Here is a 14,925-nt window from a genome sequence, read left to right as displayed (position 1 = left end):
AAAGGGGCGGTCGCTATGACCGCCATTAAGACTTGAGAACACCTTTCAGACGAGCAGCAGCACGCGGATGGAAGATTGCCATACCTGCGTACCACTCGATACGAGTACGATACACCGGTTTCTCGGCAAGTTCGCCCAGGTCACGTACGGATACGCCGCCGTTTTGCAGGCCGGACACGTATTGCTCGGCACCGAATTTTACCGCGTAGATAGATGAGGTATTGTTTGCGGTACCTTGAGTCTCGTTAAAGTCCAGAATCTCCGTACCGGTGTTGTCGGTCTCGATAACACGGATCGGAATACCTCCGTACGTCATGACCGGACGGCCGAAAGCGTCTTTGTCACTTTCGCTGTAACCGTTATGACTTTGGATAATCTTCTTGATCTCGCGGCGCATTGCTTTAGAACAGAAAATCGCGTCCGGAGTACCCTCGACAGCGTCAATCAGCTCGTCCAGCATCGTGAGGGTCAGCGTCGCCCCGTTATCGCCTGCCGTAATAACTTGTTTACCTGTCAGGCGCTTTTTCAGACCGTCGAAGCCTTTGGGATTAACGGCCGTGTCCCCGTTAAAGTATTGATTGGTGATAGCCAGCGCGAGGGCTTTCGCCTTCATTTCAGTGTGGATTGCGCGAACATCGTTGATGTTGGACCGGGTCTGAACGATGAAGCGGTCAACGTCTACGTCACCACCGGCGATGTACAGCTTCTCAGTCTGAGGATTCACCACACCGGCAGACTCAACGTAACCCTCGTTTACGTCGCGGAATCCGATACCCGGCAGCGTACCCTCCTGGTTGTATGCGTACGCGTTACCCACGATATCCATTTGCGGCATGAGTTCAAGAATCGCAGAGTTACGAGCGAATGTTTCAATTACGCCGCGCTGCAGTGTGTCTTGAGAAAGTTTCGCTGCTTCTACAAGTGTCAATGCCATTTAAAATCTCCCCTTTGGTTGAAATGAAATAGACGCCTAACGGTGGCGTCTTATTGCTTTGAATACCCAATTCGTAACAGTTGAGTGGCAGACAATCCGTTTAGATCAACCGGGCTTTGATCTGGCGGGTTCGTCGGCCCACCAACGGGTTTGTGGACCTTAGCGCCGAAAACTCCCTTGCGCTCCGCGCGGTCGATCCATGCGAGCTTTTGTTCCGGAGTAAGGCCTTCCGGAATTAAATCATGAAGCTCTTCCGGAATTGTTTCGAGACGCGCTTCAAGCATTTGCGCAATAACTCCTTCGAGCGCTTTCGCACGCTCCTCCGCTTGCTGGTGAAGGGATTTGTACCCGTCGGCCTCCTGCTTCTCGGCCAGTAACTTGTCGTACTGAGCTTGCAGGTCTTTAAACTTCGTATTGACCTCATCGAAACGAGATTTTGGGATCATGTGTTCCTTTTGTTCCGGCGCTGCTGTTTCGGTGTTTTGCGTCTCCGCAGACGGTTGCGCCATCTCCTGATGAGTCTCGGTGGTTACTGCTTGATCTTCCATCGACATCTGCAAACCTCCAATTCGTTTTTAACGCCCAACGCGGCGATTTTGCGGCTTTTAACGTCATCCGCCAGGACAAGAAAAAAGAACGCCGATCATTCGACGTCCTTCGGATTACGTTTGCCAGTTGCTAGTGCCTTGTCACCTAGCTCGGCCTGCCTATCCGCCCGCTCTCGAACGGACTCGGGAAGTTTATTCGGATCGCGCAACGGGCTAAAGCTGTGCCTGCACGAGGGGTGAAAGCATTGCCCCGACGCTTTGATTTGATCATACGTCGGGTATCGCGGATCACCCTCGCCCGTAAGGCGGATGATACGTCCCTCGTGGTATTTACACGAATCGATAGCACCATGTCGCGAGATCACAGCGTAAAGGGCCCCGCGCGATACCGCCTCATTGGTCGTCGCCTCCCGGTATGTTTCCGCCAACTTCGTCCGAGCCAGCATGTCGACGTATGTGTTCACTTTCCAAACGCGACCGGCTGCGTCCCGGATTGCTCCGTCAGCCGCATCACCAAGCTGTTTGCGTATACCCGTCGTAATATCACGCCCGATCGTTCGACGACCGTTTATGCCGCGAGACAAATTCGCCCGCATCGCGTCAGCAGTCGCCTTTCTCACCGCGTCTCGCACCCGTTTGTTAATGTTTTGCGTGACGGCCAGGACATCCGTTTGCATATCCGAAATAGCAGCGTCTACCATCGCCTTATTTAAGCGATTGAACCTCGCGATACTCCGTGCTTCCTCTACCGTCTCTACCACGCCAAGGCTAACCAAAGCCCGCACAACGCCATCTCGCGCCGCTTGGGGAATGTTTTCTTCCACCCACGCGGCTGCTTCTTCGTTCAATGACGCAAGAATTCGGGCAACTTCCACAAGCGCGGCTTGCGCGTTCGCTCGTGACAGGTCCGTTAGGTCCAGCCGTTCGAGCTCACGCTGAATCTCGACAACAGCCCGTTTGTACGCGGCAACGAGACGGTCAATTTCGTATTGATACGTAGGAGTCGGGATTTCCCGCACTAACGCTCACCGCCGAATACCGCGTTATACCACAACACAACCGCCAAGGAGAGCGCGACTACCGCGGCCTTAATCCGCTTCATTTGCGCCACCTCCGGCACTCTTGTTGAAGATAGAGGAATCAACCGCCGTTTCCCGCATCTCATCCTCGCGAATCCGCTCAAGCTCGGCCTCGGCCTGCTGTTCGGTAAGTCCGTCCAGTCGCATGAGTGCGGTTTTCTGCGACATCGTTGGTCTTCCGCCCGTACGGATTTGTGCAATTTGGGCTTGTTCCATTTCATCGTCCGGCAGACCGTCTTTGAAGTTGATTTTCGGCCATGTAGGCGTGTAGTCGGGTTTCTTGCCCGATTGCGCGTGCTCAAGCAGTTGCGCGATATACAGGACGTTGCGGAGTCCCTTGTCGTAATACTGCCGCTTGCGGTTGATCTTCGCGAGGAGCGAGTTCATCCGCCACTTGATCGACAGCCCGGACGCGCCACTTGTACCGCTGTTATCCTTACCGAGTGCAACCGCGGGTAACTCCGCCACCGTCAAAAGTAGGTCGACCAGGCGCTCCAACTCTTTGAACGCGGCCTCAAGTTGACCGTCCCACGTAATGTATTTAACCTCGCCATCTTCTTCTCCGACCTCAAAAACCTTGTTGACCGATACGCGAAACTCGGGGGAACCGTCTTCGCCAGTTTGTAAAGTACCTGGCGGGACCATTAAAGCCGGGTCCGCGTGCTTATCCAAGATACTGGATATCTGACTTAATCGGTTGTTGATCTCATCGAAAATAGCGGCGTGTTCGGACAGGTCATCGATACCGTGCCAAGATGAGTCCGTCGAATAGTTCGGGATATGGACAACTAAAGGGAATGGGACGCCGGTTTGAACTGGTTCGTCCGCATCCAACTCGCTAACAATTATCCACTCCTCGACCACGTTGTTGGGGCCGATCCTGGACGGTTGGATTTCAAACTTCGCGTACCGGATTTCGCCGGGATAGTGGGACTCAACCTGTAGTACCCATCTATCCCCGCGCCTATCTTCGACCTTCACAGGGTGCGCGATGTGATACGCCAGAATGCGGTTTGCGTCTCCCGGAATCGTCTCAGGAAAGACATATTCAGCGTTTTGGGCCTCAATTATTGCGCGGAAAGGATCGGTGGATTCGCCGAGAAACCCATTGTACGTTTGTCCCCACCGAATCTTGTAGAAACTATCCCCGCGATAAGCGTTGCTGAGTGCCGACTCGTAATTTGTAATGTGCAAGTCGTTGTCGTTCACTAGCCGCTCAATTGCGCGCTGCTCGGGTGAATCGTCTTGCTTTCCGGCACTAAACACGGCAGTTTCGCCAAATAAAAAATCCGCACTCTTCTTGCAGATGAGTCCGGGTAGGTTAACTGCGATATAGATGATCTCGCCATGTCTTTCGGATAGGCGATCTTGCACTTTCTTGAAAACGTCGGCGTGTTCTCCTTGGAATAACCTCTCATTATCGCGGTACCGCTTAATTCGCTCGCGATGTTCAATCGGCGGGTAGTGGCCGCCAACTTTGAATAAGGACATTCGTTGCCGTCCCTCCTTACCTAGAATCCGCGCGGTTTACGATAGTGCATCCGCGACCTACCCTTCATGCAGAGCTCTACTGCCTGCTGCGTTGCGTCAATCGCATCGTCAAATTCCGAGTTCGGAAACTCCTCCAACTGCTGGAGAAGTACACGATGGTGTCGCATGAACCGGATAGTCCCGTTTTCAATCAACGGCTCAAGCTGTTCGATGCGCTGCTCCTTGCGCATTTTATTGCTCGGTATCACTGCTTTAATGCGAGTATGATACACGCGTTCCTTCGCCAGCAGTTCGTTTAGTTGCCGGGAGAACTCGTACTGAGCCGCGACAGACTCGACGCCGAACGCCTTGTGACGGTACTCTTTGATTTTGTCGGCTGCGACACGAAGCGCCTCATGCGCCGGACACCTCTTGTTCCAGACGTCAACGACGTAGATGATACCGGTCCGCTTACAGCGCGCGACCGTTACAATCGCGTTGAAGTCTGAACGATTGTTCTTCCCGAGCGCCACGTCCCAAAATCCGAAGTACTCCAAGGGTTTTTCCCGCCCATGTTCATCGAAAAGGTCTTTTCGATCGAAGAACGTGAATGTCTCCGGCTTGAAAATTTGAGACTCCTCGTCAATCGCGCGGTTAAGGAACTCGGAGTTGAACGCCCGAGACCCCATGTTAACCTTTTCGAGCATGAGCTTAACGTAGGGGAATCGCTGAGGCCAAAGGACCTTCACGCCCTTGTCCATTTCCGCCTGATTTTCGTGATAAAAGGCAAGCGCATCCTCAAGTCTGTTTTCGTTATCCTGATTGCGAAGAATGGTCTCGAACTGCTCCCAAAGGTCTTCGCGCTCCGGCGGCGAAATAATAGCTTGAAAAATGCGAGACTCGAAGTCCGCCCGCTGGAGGACGCTCATAAGCAGACCTTGCGCGTGGACTACAGTACCCATCAGGATAAACGCGGTCCTCTCGGGGTCCCCGATCGGCATTACGACCGAGTTGAACCAGAGGAGGTTTTTCTCGCGAAGCTCCGGCGTGTTCGTGTTTTTGGACGACTCCAAGTCATCCATAAGGATCAAGTCCGGACGCGAGTTCAAATGGCGTGCGCCGCGAAGTTGCTTGCCCATAGACGCCGACTGTACTTTAATGCCAGTCTTCGTGACGAACTCCTCCAGGTTATCGCGCTCATTTTGCTGCTTATTCGGCGAGAGCAATTCCCCGAAGTCCTCGCGCAACTTGCGGTTATGCTTCAATTGGTTCGATATCCAGTCGATAAATTTGCGCGCCATCCCGTCGGTTTCCGAAATGATGATGATGAACTTTCGCTTCTTAAACACGATTTGATGGACCGGAAAACAGTTCGACAGGTACGCCGACTTTGCCGATCCCCGAGGCGCGGCCCATGCGACCCGTTTCGTCGGCTCGATGTTAGAGACCACGTTAAGAATCGCGCAGAGTTCTCGGTGGAACTCCGGGGCCTCTTCGATCGGCGTCCCGTTGGTAATGAGATTGCTATCATTCTCCGGGTTCCGCTCGTCCGAAAAGTACTCGTACATGAAGTACAAGATGTCATGTTCGGATCGGTCAATCCGCTTTAACTTCACAACCTCGCGAAGGTCATCGAGATATGTCCGGCGTTGATCCGGAGTAAGTCCGGATTTCTTTTCGAGTGCTTCGTAAAGGCTGATGCGCTCCGATAACAACGCAATTCGCTTGCGCCGCTCGTCGCGATTGGTTACGTCAATTATCGCAGGGCACCTCCGAAAAAAGAGGACTAACGCCTAGGCATCGCGTTAGTCCCCGTCGTATTTCCATTCGTGGAACACCGCGGCGATCTTCCGGGGAACCGTGGCCTTAACGGTACCCTCCCGTAATGCCGCCCGTTCTGTATCCGTTAGGTCTGCGCGATCAATCGCCGTACGAAAGTCCATCAAGACGTCGGCTATCGCGTAGCCATCCGGTCCGTGCTTTCGCTCCTGAATCACCGGAAGGTCACGGATGAAGGCGATGATGCCGTCCTCGGTTTCCATGCGGTAACGCTGCGTGATCGAGCGATGAGCTTTCGCAATATCAACGGAACAAGTCCCGATAGTGAACGCCTCCTAATACGGATTTGAAGCGCGGTGCCCGTAGGCAATCCGCGCCGGAACGGTAGCATACCGGAGTGCGCACGCCAGCCGACGCTTCCCAGCGCCCTGGTCCGCATCATAACGAGAGGCGCGGCGCTTTCGGGTCGGCTGACCTCCGGTTTAATCCAGTTGCGGCGGTTTTCTACCGTTTCAATGACGGTAGCTAACGACTTCAACCGCGCGAAAGCCGGGGTCAAACCGGTGACTGGCGGATTGCTCCGCTAAAATACGGTAATATCACGCAAGAAGGCCGTAGCCGACCGGCGCTGTTCGGAGGCCCGAAGTATTTTTCATATTGCGTATTTACTACAGGCATGTCGAGGGCCCCTCGAAGGGGGTGCTCCCCCGTGGTGGGGTCTCGAAAAAGTGTCGTAGAAGTTGACTTCTCCGCAATTTTTCGGTTAAAATTTCCGTAAGAACACCGGAACGGGGCGGATTAACGATGAAAAAAAGTTGCGCAGAAGTCATCGACTACTTTATCGCGGACCAACTTGCGAAAGGCAAGTCGAAGAACACCGCGAAGACTTACCGTCAGACCCTCTCCTCTTTCGCGGATTGGCTCACGGCAGCAGGCGGAGACATTGACGATCTCACGCGTCATGACGTTCAATCGTACGTCAAGCACTTGCAGGAAGCCGGTAAGAGCGCGGCAACTATTGGAAAGGTATTCGCCTGCCTCTCCGTTTTCTCGCGGTTTCTCGGCCGTCCTGGAGCCGTGGAGAACGTCCGCATACCGGAGCAACGGAAGAAACGGAACATCGCGCCTCAATCGCTGGAGCGCAACGAACGGAACCGTCTACTGCGCGAGGTCGAACGCGACGGCAACCTGCGGGACATCGCGATCACATACCTGCTACTGCTGACTGGCCTCCGCGTTTCCGAGTTGTGCGCGCTTAACCGCAGTGACGTCGTGATCGGCGAGCGCTCCGGTAAGGTTACGGTGCGTGACGGTAAAGGCGGGATCGCCCGGACAGTTCCGTTGTCGGCCGAGGCGCGCCTGTACCTTACGAAGTACCTCGCGACCAGGACCGACAGTAAGAAAGCGCTGTTCCTTAGTAACTTTAAAGACAGCGAGAGGATCGCAGCCCGTACGATCCAACACATGCTCAAGAAATACGGCGTACATCCGCACAAACTGCGCCACACGTTTTGTCGTGAGCTCGTCAGCGCAGGCGTAGACATCGCGACCGTGGCGGAGCTCGCAGGCCACGCGGACATTAACGTGACCAGGCGGTACGCGATGCCGAACGAGGCCGAACTCGAACGGGTAATCGACCGGGCGTTCTCGTAATGGGAGCGCCTTTTTGCTATGTTTTTCGGGTGGCGCGCGGAAGGCAGGCTATGCGGAAAAATTGGGAAACGTGACCGTCCGTGATCGCGTGAATCCCTTCATTAGATGTCCGCCTAATCGGCCTCGCGTGTTATTTTTCCGCTCGCCTCTTCCAACGCACGCCTCAACGCTTCAATCTCGGACTCGATCGCCTTGTCCTCGCGCTCATCCTTAATTGTCGCGGTGACCTCTGACGTGTCTTTCAGTTTGCCGATTCGCTTGAGTGCTGTTTCGATCGCCTTATCAGACATGTCGACCTCGATCCGGTATTTCAATGAACGGTACAAGCGCGGCAGGAAATCGTCCATCGCCTTGTCGGCCAAGTCGTTCACTAGCTGAATAAACGCGTCGTCCTGTCGCCAGTTCCGCAACGTACGGTCGGTAACGCCGACTCTTTCCGCGATCTCGGCGTAAGTCAACCGTTTGAACGTGCCGTCATCTTCGTACGGTTCTGCCAGCAACTTCGCGGCCTCGATTTGCTGCTGACTAAAACGGCTGTAGTCGATTTTGCTTCGTGCCATGACTGCCTCCCCTTTCGTGGAAAATAAATGCGCGGGCTGGGCGCGCCGCGCGGTCGGTATCGTATATACTTCTTCGAATATGCTTTCAAAGACTTACGCGTCAGAGATACACTCAATGATCATGTACCATTCTTCGCGCATGATCTTTTACTAGAATGATGACGGCGCGAGCGAGGATACTTGTATCCGAGCGATGCGCTATCGGTAAATCTTTTTAAAGTAAATCTAGGTAGTAGTAAATCTATATACCGCACTAATCCGGTGGTATATAACCACTGAATCAGTGGTATATCACCACTACCTTAGTGGTAACATCATAGATCGCGCGCAGTGAACGGCGTGCCGTCCGTGTAATAACCGATCACTGTGTCGCCCGCCTCCGTCTTCCCCTCGTCCCTACTCCGTCTGTTGGCGCGCCGTTTCTGGAATCCCGCCTTGCGCCGCTCATAGCGCGCCTTCGCCTCCGGGAACCTGCGGTAAAACTCCGCCTCGTCCGTTATCGGCGCGTAAACGTAGTAGATGTCGTTTCGCCCGAATCCACCCGGCTTAACGCGGATCAGCCCGCATTCTTCCAGTAACTTTGCGAGCTGACTCGGTTTATTCTCGCCGCAATTCAGCCGGTGCGCGAGGTCCCATTTCGTTGGGTACGCGTAACCATACTCGACGTTATAAAAATCCATCAGCACGATGTACATCAGCGCATGGTCCGCGGTGAATCCCGGAATGCGCGTGTACAGCCGGTGGATCGCGTTGGGCACCTCGACGTAATCACTTTTCGGCGCGAACGGTTTTTTGCGCTTTTCCGCGCCTGTATTTGGATTGTATGTCATCGGATTAAACCTCCGCCCTCTGACGTGCTGCCTTCGCCTTCATGCGTCGGATGATCGAACGCATATGGTAGACGACGAAAAAGTAATTGATCTTTCGTTCCTTCGCGTATTCAGTCTGGAGGAAGAGGTACGCGATTTTCCGCGTGAGCCCCTCGACCTTTTCCGGCTTGATCCGGCGGAGGGCCTGCGTATCGACGTTGGCGGCCGCGAACCGTTCCAACCGGTCATACACGTCCTCGCCGTTCCAGCGCGTAGTTTTCACGACGACCATCGCTTGCTTGCGGTTGCAGAACAGGCCGACGACGTTGCCCTGGCCGTCCATCGTTTCGCTTACGATATGGCGTTCTCCGCAGTGGAAGCAGTGCGCAATCTTTTCCATTCCGAAGTCCCTCCGTTTAATTTCGATTTAGACCGTCGCTTTCTCTTTTAGCGCGAGGACGGCGCGGTGAGTATGGTACAACGCGAAGTAATAGTTGACGCGCTTGTCTTTTACCTCGGAGGTTTCCAAAAACAAGTACGCCAGTTTCTTCGCGAGACCGTACAACTTTTCGTCGGACAGTCTGCTTAATGTTCCTTTTTTGACGTTCCGCTGCGCGAACTTCTCGGTCAGTTGGGCGATGTTTACGCCGTTCCACATCGGGCTCGTTACCTCGACCATTACGCGGCGGGTCGTACAGAAAAAGCCGACGCCGTTCCCGGCAGGATCAACCGTTTGGCTAACGATGTGCTCGTCGCCACAGGCAGGACAGAAAACGACCTTTTCTACCGTCATGAAAAGCCCCCTAAATTTTATTTGAATGAGTGCTTAGGCGAAGTTCTCCCCTGGTTTTGGTGGCTTGAAGTTTAGTCTTTGAGCTTCGAGCGTTGTGGGCTTTTCCCTCTTCTCGTAGTCGAAGTTTATATCATGGGCAAAGCACTTCTTCCTTCGCCCATTCAGACGATACTTCTCGGGAACCTCGTCCCTCTGCTCGATACTTTTCGGCTCGTACTTCTTCCTAAGCCGTTGTAGCTCCGCATCCGAATAGAAAACATAAACACCAGGATCGTACCCTTCGCGTATCCATTCAAACAGCTTCTGGAACTCCGGGGTACCTTTAATGCAGTCACCGGTAACTTGCTCATAGTAACCAACAAGGCTCTCGGAGTAGAAAGCCTTTTCGCTCATGGTTAGGTTATTTTTCATCAACCTATCCACGAAGCTGGATAGCTTAGTTCTGTCCGGGGTTCCTCGTTCAAACTGCCCAAACCAAAATCCGAGGGAGCCCGTGTTGATTTTCCCGGCGGTAACTGTCAAGTAATTTCCTCCTTCGATTTGAATCTACGGCCCAAGGCCGCTTTACCGCACCAACTGTTCTTCATTATTAAATTATAGGGAAAAATGGGAATGTTTCAGGTTAGGACTTCCCGTTAAAATTTGCCTTCCGGCGGATCGCTTTCAGCCTCTTACGCAAGTTGGACTCCTCCATTCCGAGCCGCTCGGCAATGTACCGGTTTTTCATCGAGACAACGCCGTACTCATCGACTCGGTAGTTCTTCGCGAGGTACCGGACGCCTTTCCGGAGGTCCTCCGAAATGATCGAGTCGATACGGTCAACAAGGTCCGCTTGCGACGCGGTCAGGCTTTCCCGGATGCGTTCGCGTTCTGTCCCGACAGCTTCACTTTCAAAGATCATCCGCCAGGGGTCGGCGTATCGCGGAGATACATAGACCGACCCATTTTCGGTCCGCAACCGGACAACCCCGTCTCTCTCCATTTGCTGGCGTCGTATCTCCGTACGGAACACCCGGTTAATGTACGCGACCATTTCCCGTTCGCTGCGCGAAACGTCAACCGAGGAGAGGGCGCGTTCGAGGGCACTTCGTTTCATCGCGGATAACGCCGATAGGTCCCGCATGTAATGCTGATATTGCTCCACGAAATATAACATCTCAAGGAACGCTTTGTTATCCATGATCTGCCGGATTTCATCGTAATGGTCGAACAGAACCGCGAAGTTATCGTCCGGAGTAAGGGGCGGGTACCCAAACTCGCGCAAGTGTTTCGAGTACCAGTAGAGGTCCTCCTCATCGAGATTGTGTTGATAACGCCCGGATTTTAAAATTCGGTGCATCATCGCGCCGATTGAATAGGCGATATACTTGGCCGGATCGGACTCATCCAGCAGGGTTACGGTCCCATCTGCGGCGACATGGCGCTTTGTCTCGATGTGCAGGTCGGAATCGAGGTAGTCGTATATCCGCTCAATGACGGTCTCGTCGCCGTGCTCTTGATATGCGGCAACCAACGTTTTGAAATCGCAGCTCATTCTGAATCCTCCTTCCCGATCATTTTAGACACCGCTTGTTCCCACAGGCGCGGACTTCTAGCGAGTTCCTCCAAAACTTTGTGGTTTCTTCCATAAAAGTGGTCTTTCCAAAATTCATCATTAGGGTTTAGTCGGCTATGGAAAATCTCTTCCGGAAAAAGGTTTACTCCATTTCTGTCTAAGTAGCTTAGAAAGTCTTCAATTTGCCTATATTTCAGAAGCATTTCCCGCATCCGTGTAGTTGAAGGATTACCAAGTCGCTCCATTTCCTCGTCGGATATTCTTATTTGCCTAATCTTACGTTGTTTTTCTGGACTTAGCTTACTTCTACCCGGCTTACTGCTGTAAAAGAACATTACAAACTCGCCGCGCTCGTGTTTTTCCAAGTAATCTTTAAGCACCTCTCTAGTTGCTACGTTTTCAGACAGGACTCGAAGGATGGTCTTTTGGTCAACTCCGAGACCTCTCTGTATTGCATTCATAGTCGAACCGTTCAGAAATCGCCTAATGATTTCAGTCTGTATAGACAACTCAATCACCGCCACATTTTTGTAATCTCATCAATACGACGCAGTGTTATTGTACACACGTTTATTTCATGTGGGATATTTGTATATACAAAAACGGTGACAGCAAACTCCCGTAGGTGCCGCTAGTCAATCCGTTAGTGAGCACGGGGATTTAAGCGGAGAGTTACCGATCTGGCGGCCGCTACCGGTTGCCCACTCGCCACCTGTTTCGGACTCTTGAGGAGTCTCGCAATAAACTCGACACCCTTCGGGGTAACGCGCGTTTCCTTTCGGTTGATCACCGATCTTCCGGTGTCGACCGGTCTCTGTACAACCTCAAAGTATCCGCGGTCGATGTATTGTTGGTAGGGAACGTAGTCGCCTCCCCGCTGCATTAGTACTTTCTGATCACGTAGGAACCAAAGTAGTTTGCGTGGCCCCTCGTCGAGAGACTTCGCAACGTCCGAAATAGTCTGCGTATTTTCGGCGGACAGAAACACGTCGAACATTTCGGCCTTGGGCTCCATGACCGCGATCTTTTCGTTCTGCTTGCGGACGGTTTCGAGAGTTGCCCGGAACAGAAGTTTCGTGGATTCATCCGCATGGGGGAGGTAAGTCGCAATGAACAAGTCCTCGTTCGCGACGTAGCCGCCGGTCTTGCGAATCGTAGGCAACACTTCTTCGGCAACCCAATCGGCGAACTTTTGTGCTTCCGGCTTACGTGAGGTAAAAATGAGTTTGTATAGTCCGGCTTCGTTAATTACGGACATCTGCTGCACTCCTCCAGGGGTGTCAATACTACTTACACCCTTTTGGCTGGGACTCAAGCGCTCTAGCGCCATGCGGCTGTTCCCAATCTCCAGCACATCGCAGACATCCTTCGCGACAAACCTAGGCTCGCCATCCTGCATAATCACACGGACCTCTTTGCCCTCAAAAGCGAACATTTTTTGCAGACTATTCATTCGACATCCTCCTCAATTCGATTTCAGACAGGGTGCTTGGTGCGCACCTTGCTTTACACAACATCTGCCGAATGGAACTCATCATAAGCAGCCTCGATCCGCGCAAGCTTTTCCGGTGTCAGCCCGAATGCTTCGATCACCGCCCGTTCGGTCTTGCGGGAGACGGCGCGTTCCCCCGATTCCATGAATTGGACCAATCGATGGTGTACTCCGAGCTTCTCCGCCATCTTCCGATGAGTCAGACCGTGGACACGCCGGATTTTGCGGATGGTTTCGCTGGTAATGGTCATCGTATCTCCCCCTTGTTCGTGTATTGGGAGGGCACAAAAAGTCCTTCCCTCAATTAAGGATAAAAAACGCCCCAAAAGTCGTCATTTGACGACGAAATAAACGGATTGGCCGCCAACTCTTCACGTCAGCGGCGCTCTTGTTTCGTTTCTCTCTTCGCGATACAATCGACTTACAATCGTTTGTTTACCCGCGGCTCTCGCGACAGACGACCGGTTGCTCGCGCTCACATGGTGCATCACCTCCTCTACTATATATAAGGGCATCGGACCCTCGATTTTGGTACATCGGCCCCTCATTTTCTATACGCACGTCAAATTGAATTTTTGGGACATCACCGCCTCTACTTTTTAGAGCACATCCGATCCGCAGAATTGGTGCACCTCCTACTCACTTATTCACGCGAAAATTGTTTTCGGACAGTTTTCAACGTGGTCTTGCGCATCTATCCGTTATATACGAGTCCTTTTCAACTTCGCACACCTTTCACTTTATCGTGAGACGTCTCACGATTACCCAAACGTTCAGCAGATCGTCTTTTCGCAACCATCCCCCTCACTCCATATACCGGTGCTGACCGAGGATTTCGCGCACCTTATGCTTCTTCTAACAACCGAGTTTCGATTTTGTACACCTAGGAGTTAACTTTTCTTTCATATCTACTCCGTTAAACGTACGAAGCTCGATTTCGCACACTTCTTCGTAAAATTTTCTGTTCGCACATCCTACAATAAAGTACAGAGTGATTTTTCGTTTCGCACAAAAAAAATAACGCCAGCCCCGAAACCTCTCGTGCATCCATTCGTATACCATATCAGACAAGCAAATCCGCCGTGTGGCGAAGGCCTTCCGCATGGCGTTCCGTTACTGGTTCGTTGGCGCGACCGGTAACAGTACGGAAGGCCCACGGCTGGCATCCGGTGAGTCGCGAGCAGTTGGCGCTACTCGCGGACGGATGCGAAATGGGTGTAAATACTGCTTACACCCTCCGCGCCAGCCTAACCGTTCCCGTACGTTTGGCGCCGTACGGACGGGACGCGGACGATTGCCCTCCCCGGCGCGCTTGGCGGTACACGCCGGTTCATCGGGCGGAGGGTTACGCCTCCATCGCGCGGCGGATGCAGTTCAGTTTCCGTCGTACGATTACGTGGTGGACTCCCAACGTCTTGGCGGCGCGCGACATCGACATTCCCTCCGCCATGAGGCGCAGTACATCGTCGACCACTCCGTCTAGCCCACGGATTTGGTCGAGCGTCATGCGCGCGATTACGGTGTCCTCATGGCTACGGATGGGGCTGACGTTTCTGTACAGCTCGTCAATGTCGACGGGAAGCGGCCGCCGTTTATTCCTCTGATATGCGGAAGCGCGCCACCACTTAATGATTGCCCCGAGATACGCAAGAAACGAACCGTACGAGAATGTGTTCACGGCGTGTAGGAGCGCATCGTCATAGAGCGCGGCCAGCTCGTGACCGTTATTCTGTACCGCCCACATGTCGGTGTACCTTCTTCGCGCGAAAACCGGTCTTACCTGGTCGTAAATCTGACGGAATAGATCGGGGTCCCCGGTCTGTTGGTAACGACTAACGAGCTTTTCGATGGTTTCGGTCATTGTGCTGCCCTCCTAGCTAAAAATTCGGTTAAATCCATATCTGCCTTTGCCTCGTTGCATTTACGGCAGGCACAAACGAGATTACCCGGCGTTGATCGACCTCCCTTGGACCGCGGTACGACGTGATCGATCGTGTTCCCGAAGCGTCCGCAATACCGGCAAGTATAGCGGTCACGTTCGAGGACAAGCCGTTTCAGTTCGCCTCTGGTATGTAGCTTGACGATGGTGCGCGGATTTTTGATGACGGCAGCACCTTCCTCGACGAACCTTACGGCTAGTTCGCGGTCAATCCAATTGATCCAGCGGACCTTAGATTTCTGATGCGGAATGATTCGGATTTTCGCGTTATGGGCGAGTTGGACGGACATAGGACACATCCCCTTCCCGTTCAG

General features: G+C 53.1%; 18 protein-coding genes. 1 reads left to right on the top strand and 17 read right to left on the bottom strand.

Features of this window, described 5'->3' with window-relative positions; translation table 11 throughout:
- Positions 1 to 25: 25 nt before the first annotated feature.
- The 6 genes from M516_RS0117165 to M516_RS23775 form a co-directional block, all read right to left on the bottom strand.
- A complete protein-coding gene (locus tag M516_RS0117165) occupies positions 26 to 934 on the bottom strand; it encodes a major capsid protein (protein WP_029100211.1) in 909 nt (302 codons plus the stop codon).
- A 50-nt stretch (positions 935 to 984) separates the two neighbouring features.
- Positions 985 to 1,488 (bottom strand): hypothetical protein, encoded by a 504-nt coding sequence (locus M516_RS23785; RefSeq protein ID WP_051188268.1) that lies wholly within the window; start codon positions 1,486 to 1,488, stop codon positions 985 to 987.
- Between the two features lie 89 nt (positions 1,489 to 1,577).
- Complete coding sequence (locus tag M516_RS23780; RefSeq protein WP_035289984.1) at positions 1,578 to 2,501, bottom strand: phage minor capsid protein; 924 nt, start codon at positions 2,499 to 2,501, stop codon at positions 1,578 to 1,580.
- Positions 2,502 to 2,570: 69 nt separating this feature from the next.
- Complete coding sequence (locus M516_RS0117145; protein ID WP_029100210.1) at positions 2,571 to 4,052, bottom strand: phage portal protein; 1,482 nt, start codon at positions 4,050 to 4,052, stop codon at positions 2,571 to 2,573.
- A 20-nt stretch (positions 4,053 to 4,072) separates the two neighbouring features.
- Positions 4,073 to 5,746: a phage terminase large subunit gene (terL, locus tag M516_RS0117140; protein WP_051188267.1), complete on the bottom strand. Its 1,674-nt coding sequence runs from the start codon at positions 5,744 to 5,746 to the stop codon at positions 4,073 to 4,075.
- A gap of 90 nt (positions 5,747 to 5,836) precedes the next feature.
- A complete protein-coding gene (locus M516_RS23775; RefSeq protein WP_051188266.1) occupies positions 5,837 to 6,073 on the bottom strand; it encodes a hypothetical protein in 237 nt (78 codons plus the stop codon).
- A gap of 541 nt (positions 6,074 to 6,614) precedes the next feature.
- On the opposite strand from M516_RS23775, the gene M516_RS0117130 reads away from it, so the two are divergent.
- Complete coding sequence (locus M516_RS0117130; protein ID WP_029100208.1) at positions 6,615 to 7,463, top strand: tyrosine-type recombinase/integrase; 849 nt, start codon at positions 6,615 to 6,617, stop codon at positions 7,461 to 7,463.
- Positions 7,464 to 7,576: 113 nt separating this feature from the next.
- On the opposite strand, the gene M516_RS23770 is transcribed toward M516_RS0117130, so the two are convergent.
- The 11 genes from M516_RS23770 to M516_RS23755 form a co-directional block, all read right to left on the bottom strand.
- Positions 7,577 to 8,023, bottom strand: a complete 447-nt coding sequence (locus M516_RS23770) for a phBC6A51 family helix-turn-helix protein (protein ID WP_035289981.1) — start codon at positions 8,021 to 8,023, stop codon at positions 7,577 to 7,579.
- 314 nt (positions 8,024 to 8,337) lie between these two features.
- Complete coding sequence (locus tag M516_RS0117120) at positions 8,338 to 8,853, bottom strand: helix-turn-helix domain-containing protein (RefSeq protein ID WP_029100207.1); 516 nt, start codon at positions 8,851 to 8,853, stop codon at positions 8,338 to 8,340.
- A 4-nt stretch (positions 8,854 to 8,857) separates the two neighbouring features.
- On the bottom strand, positions 8,858 to 9,232 hold the full coding sequence (locus M516_RS0117115; RefSeq protein ID WP_029100206.1) for a hypothetical protein: 375 nt from the start codon (positions 9,230 to 9,232) through the stop codon (positions 8,858 to 8,860).
- Between the two features lie 27 nt (positions 9,233 to 9,259).
- On the bottom strand, positions 9,260 to 9,625 hold the full coding sequence (locus M516_RS0117110) for a hypothetical protein (protein ID WP_029100205.1): 366 nt from the start codon (positions 9,623 to 9,625) through the stop codon (positions 9,260 to 9,262).
- A gap of 33 nt (positions 9,626 to 9,658) precedes the next feature.
- Positions 9,659 to 10,147 (bottom strand): hypothetical protein, encoded by a 489-nt coding sequence (locus tag M516_RS0117105; protein ID WP_029100204.1) that lies wholly within the window; start codon positions 10,145 to 10,147, stop codon positions 9,659 to 9,661.
- Between the two features lie 100 nt (positions 10,148 to 10,247).
- A complete protein-coding gene (locus tag M516_RS0117100) occupies positions 10,248 to 11,159 on the bottom strand; it encodes a hypothetical protein (protein ID WP_029100203.1) in 912 nt (303 codons plus the stop codon).
- The gene (locus tag M516_RS0117095; RefSeq protein WP_029100202.1) at positions 11,156 to 11,704 is read right to left on the bottom strand and encodes a hypothetical protein; all 549 of its coding nucleotides are present in this window, start codon (positions 11,702 to 11,704) and stop codon (positions 11,156 to 11,158) included. Before M516_RS0117095 ends, M516_RS0117100 begins: the two co-directional genes overlap by 4 nt.
- A gap of 119 nt (positions 11,705 to 11,823) precedes the next feature.
- Entirely contained in the window at positions 11,824 to 12,633 is an 810-nt protein-coding gene (locus M516_RS23765; RefSeq protein ID WP_081656579.1) for a phage antirepressor KilAC domain-containing protein, read from the bottom strand.
- Positions 12,634 to 12,686: 53 nt separating this feature from the next.
- Positions 12,687 to 12,923, bottom strand: a complete 237-nt coding sequence (locus tag M516_RS23760; protein WP_035289978.1) for a helix-turn-helix domain-containing protein — start codon at positions 12,921 to 12,923, stop codon at positions 12,687 to 12,689.
- Between the two features lie 1,094 nt (positions 12,924 to 14,017).
- On the bottom strand, positions 14,018 to 14,533 hold the full coding sequence (locus M516_RS0117080) for an RNA polymerase sigma factor (protein ID WP_029100201.1): 516 nt from the start codon (positions 14,531 to 14,533) through the stop codon (positions 14,018 to 14,020).
- Complete coding sequence (locus M516_RS23755) at positions 14,530 to 14,901, bottom strand: HNH endonuclease (RefSeq protein ID WP_193746987.1); 372 nt, start codon at positions 14,899 to 14,901, stop codon at positions 14,530 to 14,532. Before M516_RS23755 ends, M516_RS0117080 begins: the two co-directional genes overlap by 4 nt.
- Positions 14,902 to 14,925: the final 24 nt, after the last annotated feature.

It is taken from the genome of Brevibacillus thermoruber 423 (assembly GCF_000454065.1).
Classification (GTDB): domain Bacteria; phylum Bacillota; class Bacilli; order Brevibacillales; family Brevibacillaceae; genus Brevibacillus; species Brevibacillus thermoruber.
This window is presented reverse-complemented; position numbering and strand designations above follow the sequence as displayed.

Coding starts and splice junctions, on each gene's coding strand:
- M516_RS0117120 (WP_029100207.1), bottom strand. CDS start 8,853: ATGACATACAATCCAAATACAGGCGCGGAAAAGCGCAAAAAACCGTTC.
- M516_RS23755 (WP_193746987.1), bottom strand. CDS start 14,901: ATGTCCGTCCAACTCGCCCATAACGCGAAAATCCGAATCATTCCGCAT.
- M516_RS0117145 (WP_029100210.1), bottom strand. CDS start 4,052: ATGTCCTTATTCAAAGTTGGCGGCCACTACCCGCCGATTGAACATCGC.
- M516_RS0117080 (WP_029100201.1), bottom strand. CDS start 14,533: ATGACCGAAACCATCGAAAAGCTCGTTAGTCGTTACCAACAGACCGGG.
- M516_RS0117165 (WP_029100211.1), bottom strand. CDS start 934: ATGGCATTGACACTTGTAGAAGCAGCGAAACTTTCTCAAGACACACTG.
- M516_RS0117115 (WP_029100206.1), bottom strand. CDS start 9,232: ATGGAAAAGATTGCGCACTGCTTCCACTGCGGAGAACGCCATATCGTA.
- M516_RS23765 (WP_081656579.1), bottom strand. CDS start 12,633: ATGAATAGTCTGCAAAAAATGTTCGCTTTTGAGGGCAAAGAGGTCCGT.
- M516_RS0117110 (WP_029100205.1), bottom strand. CDS start 9,625: ATGACGGTAGAAAAGGTCGTTTTCTGTCCTGCCTGTGGCGACGAGCAC.
- M516_RS23760 (WP_035289978.1), bottom strand. CDS start 12,923: ATGACCATTACCAGCGAAACCATCCGCAAAATCCGGCGTGTCCACGGT.
- M516_RS0117130 (WP_029100208.1), top strand. CDS start 6,615: ATGAAAAAAAGTTGCGCAGAAGTCATCGACTACTTTATCGCGGACCAA.
- M516_RS23775 (WP_051188266.1), bottom strand. CDS start 6,073: ATGGAAACCGAGGACGGCATCATCGCCTTCATCCGTGACCTTCCGGTG.
- M516_RS23770 (WP_035289981.1), bottom strand. CDS start 8,023: ATGGCACGAAGCAAAATCGACTACAGCCGTTTTAGTCAGCAGCAAATC.
- M516_RS0117100 (WP_029100203.1), bottom strand. CDS start 11,159: ATGAGCTGCGATTTCAAAACGTTGGTTGCCGCATATCAAGAGCACGGC.
- M516_RS23785 (WP_051188268.1), bottom strand. CDS start 1,488: ATGTCGATGGAAGATCAAGCAGTAACCACCGAGACTCATCAGGAGATG.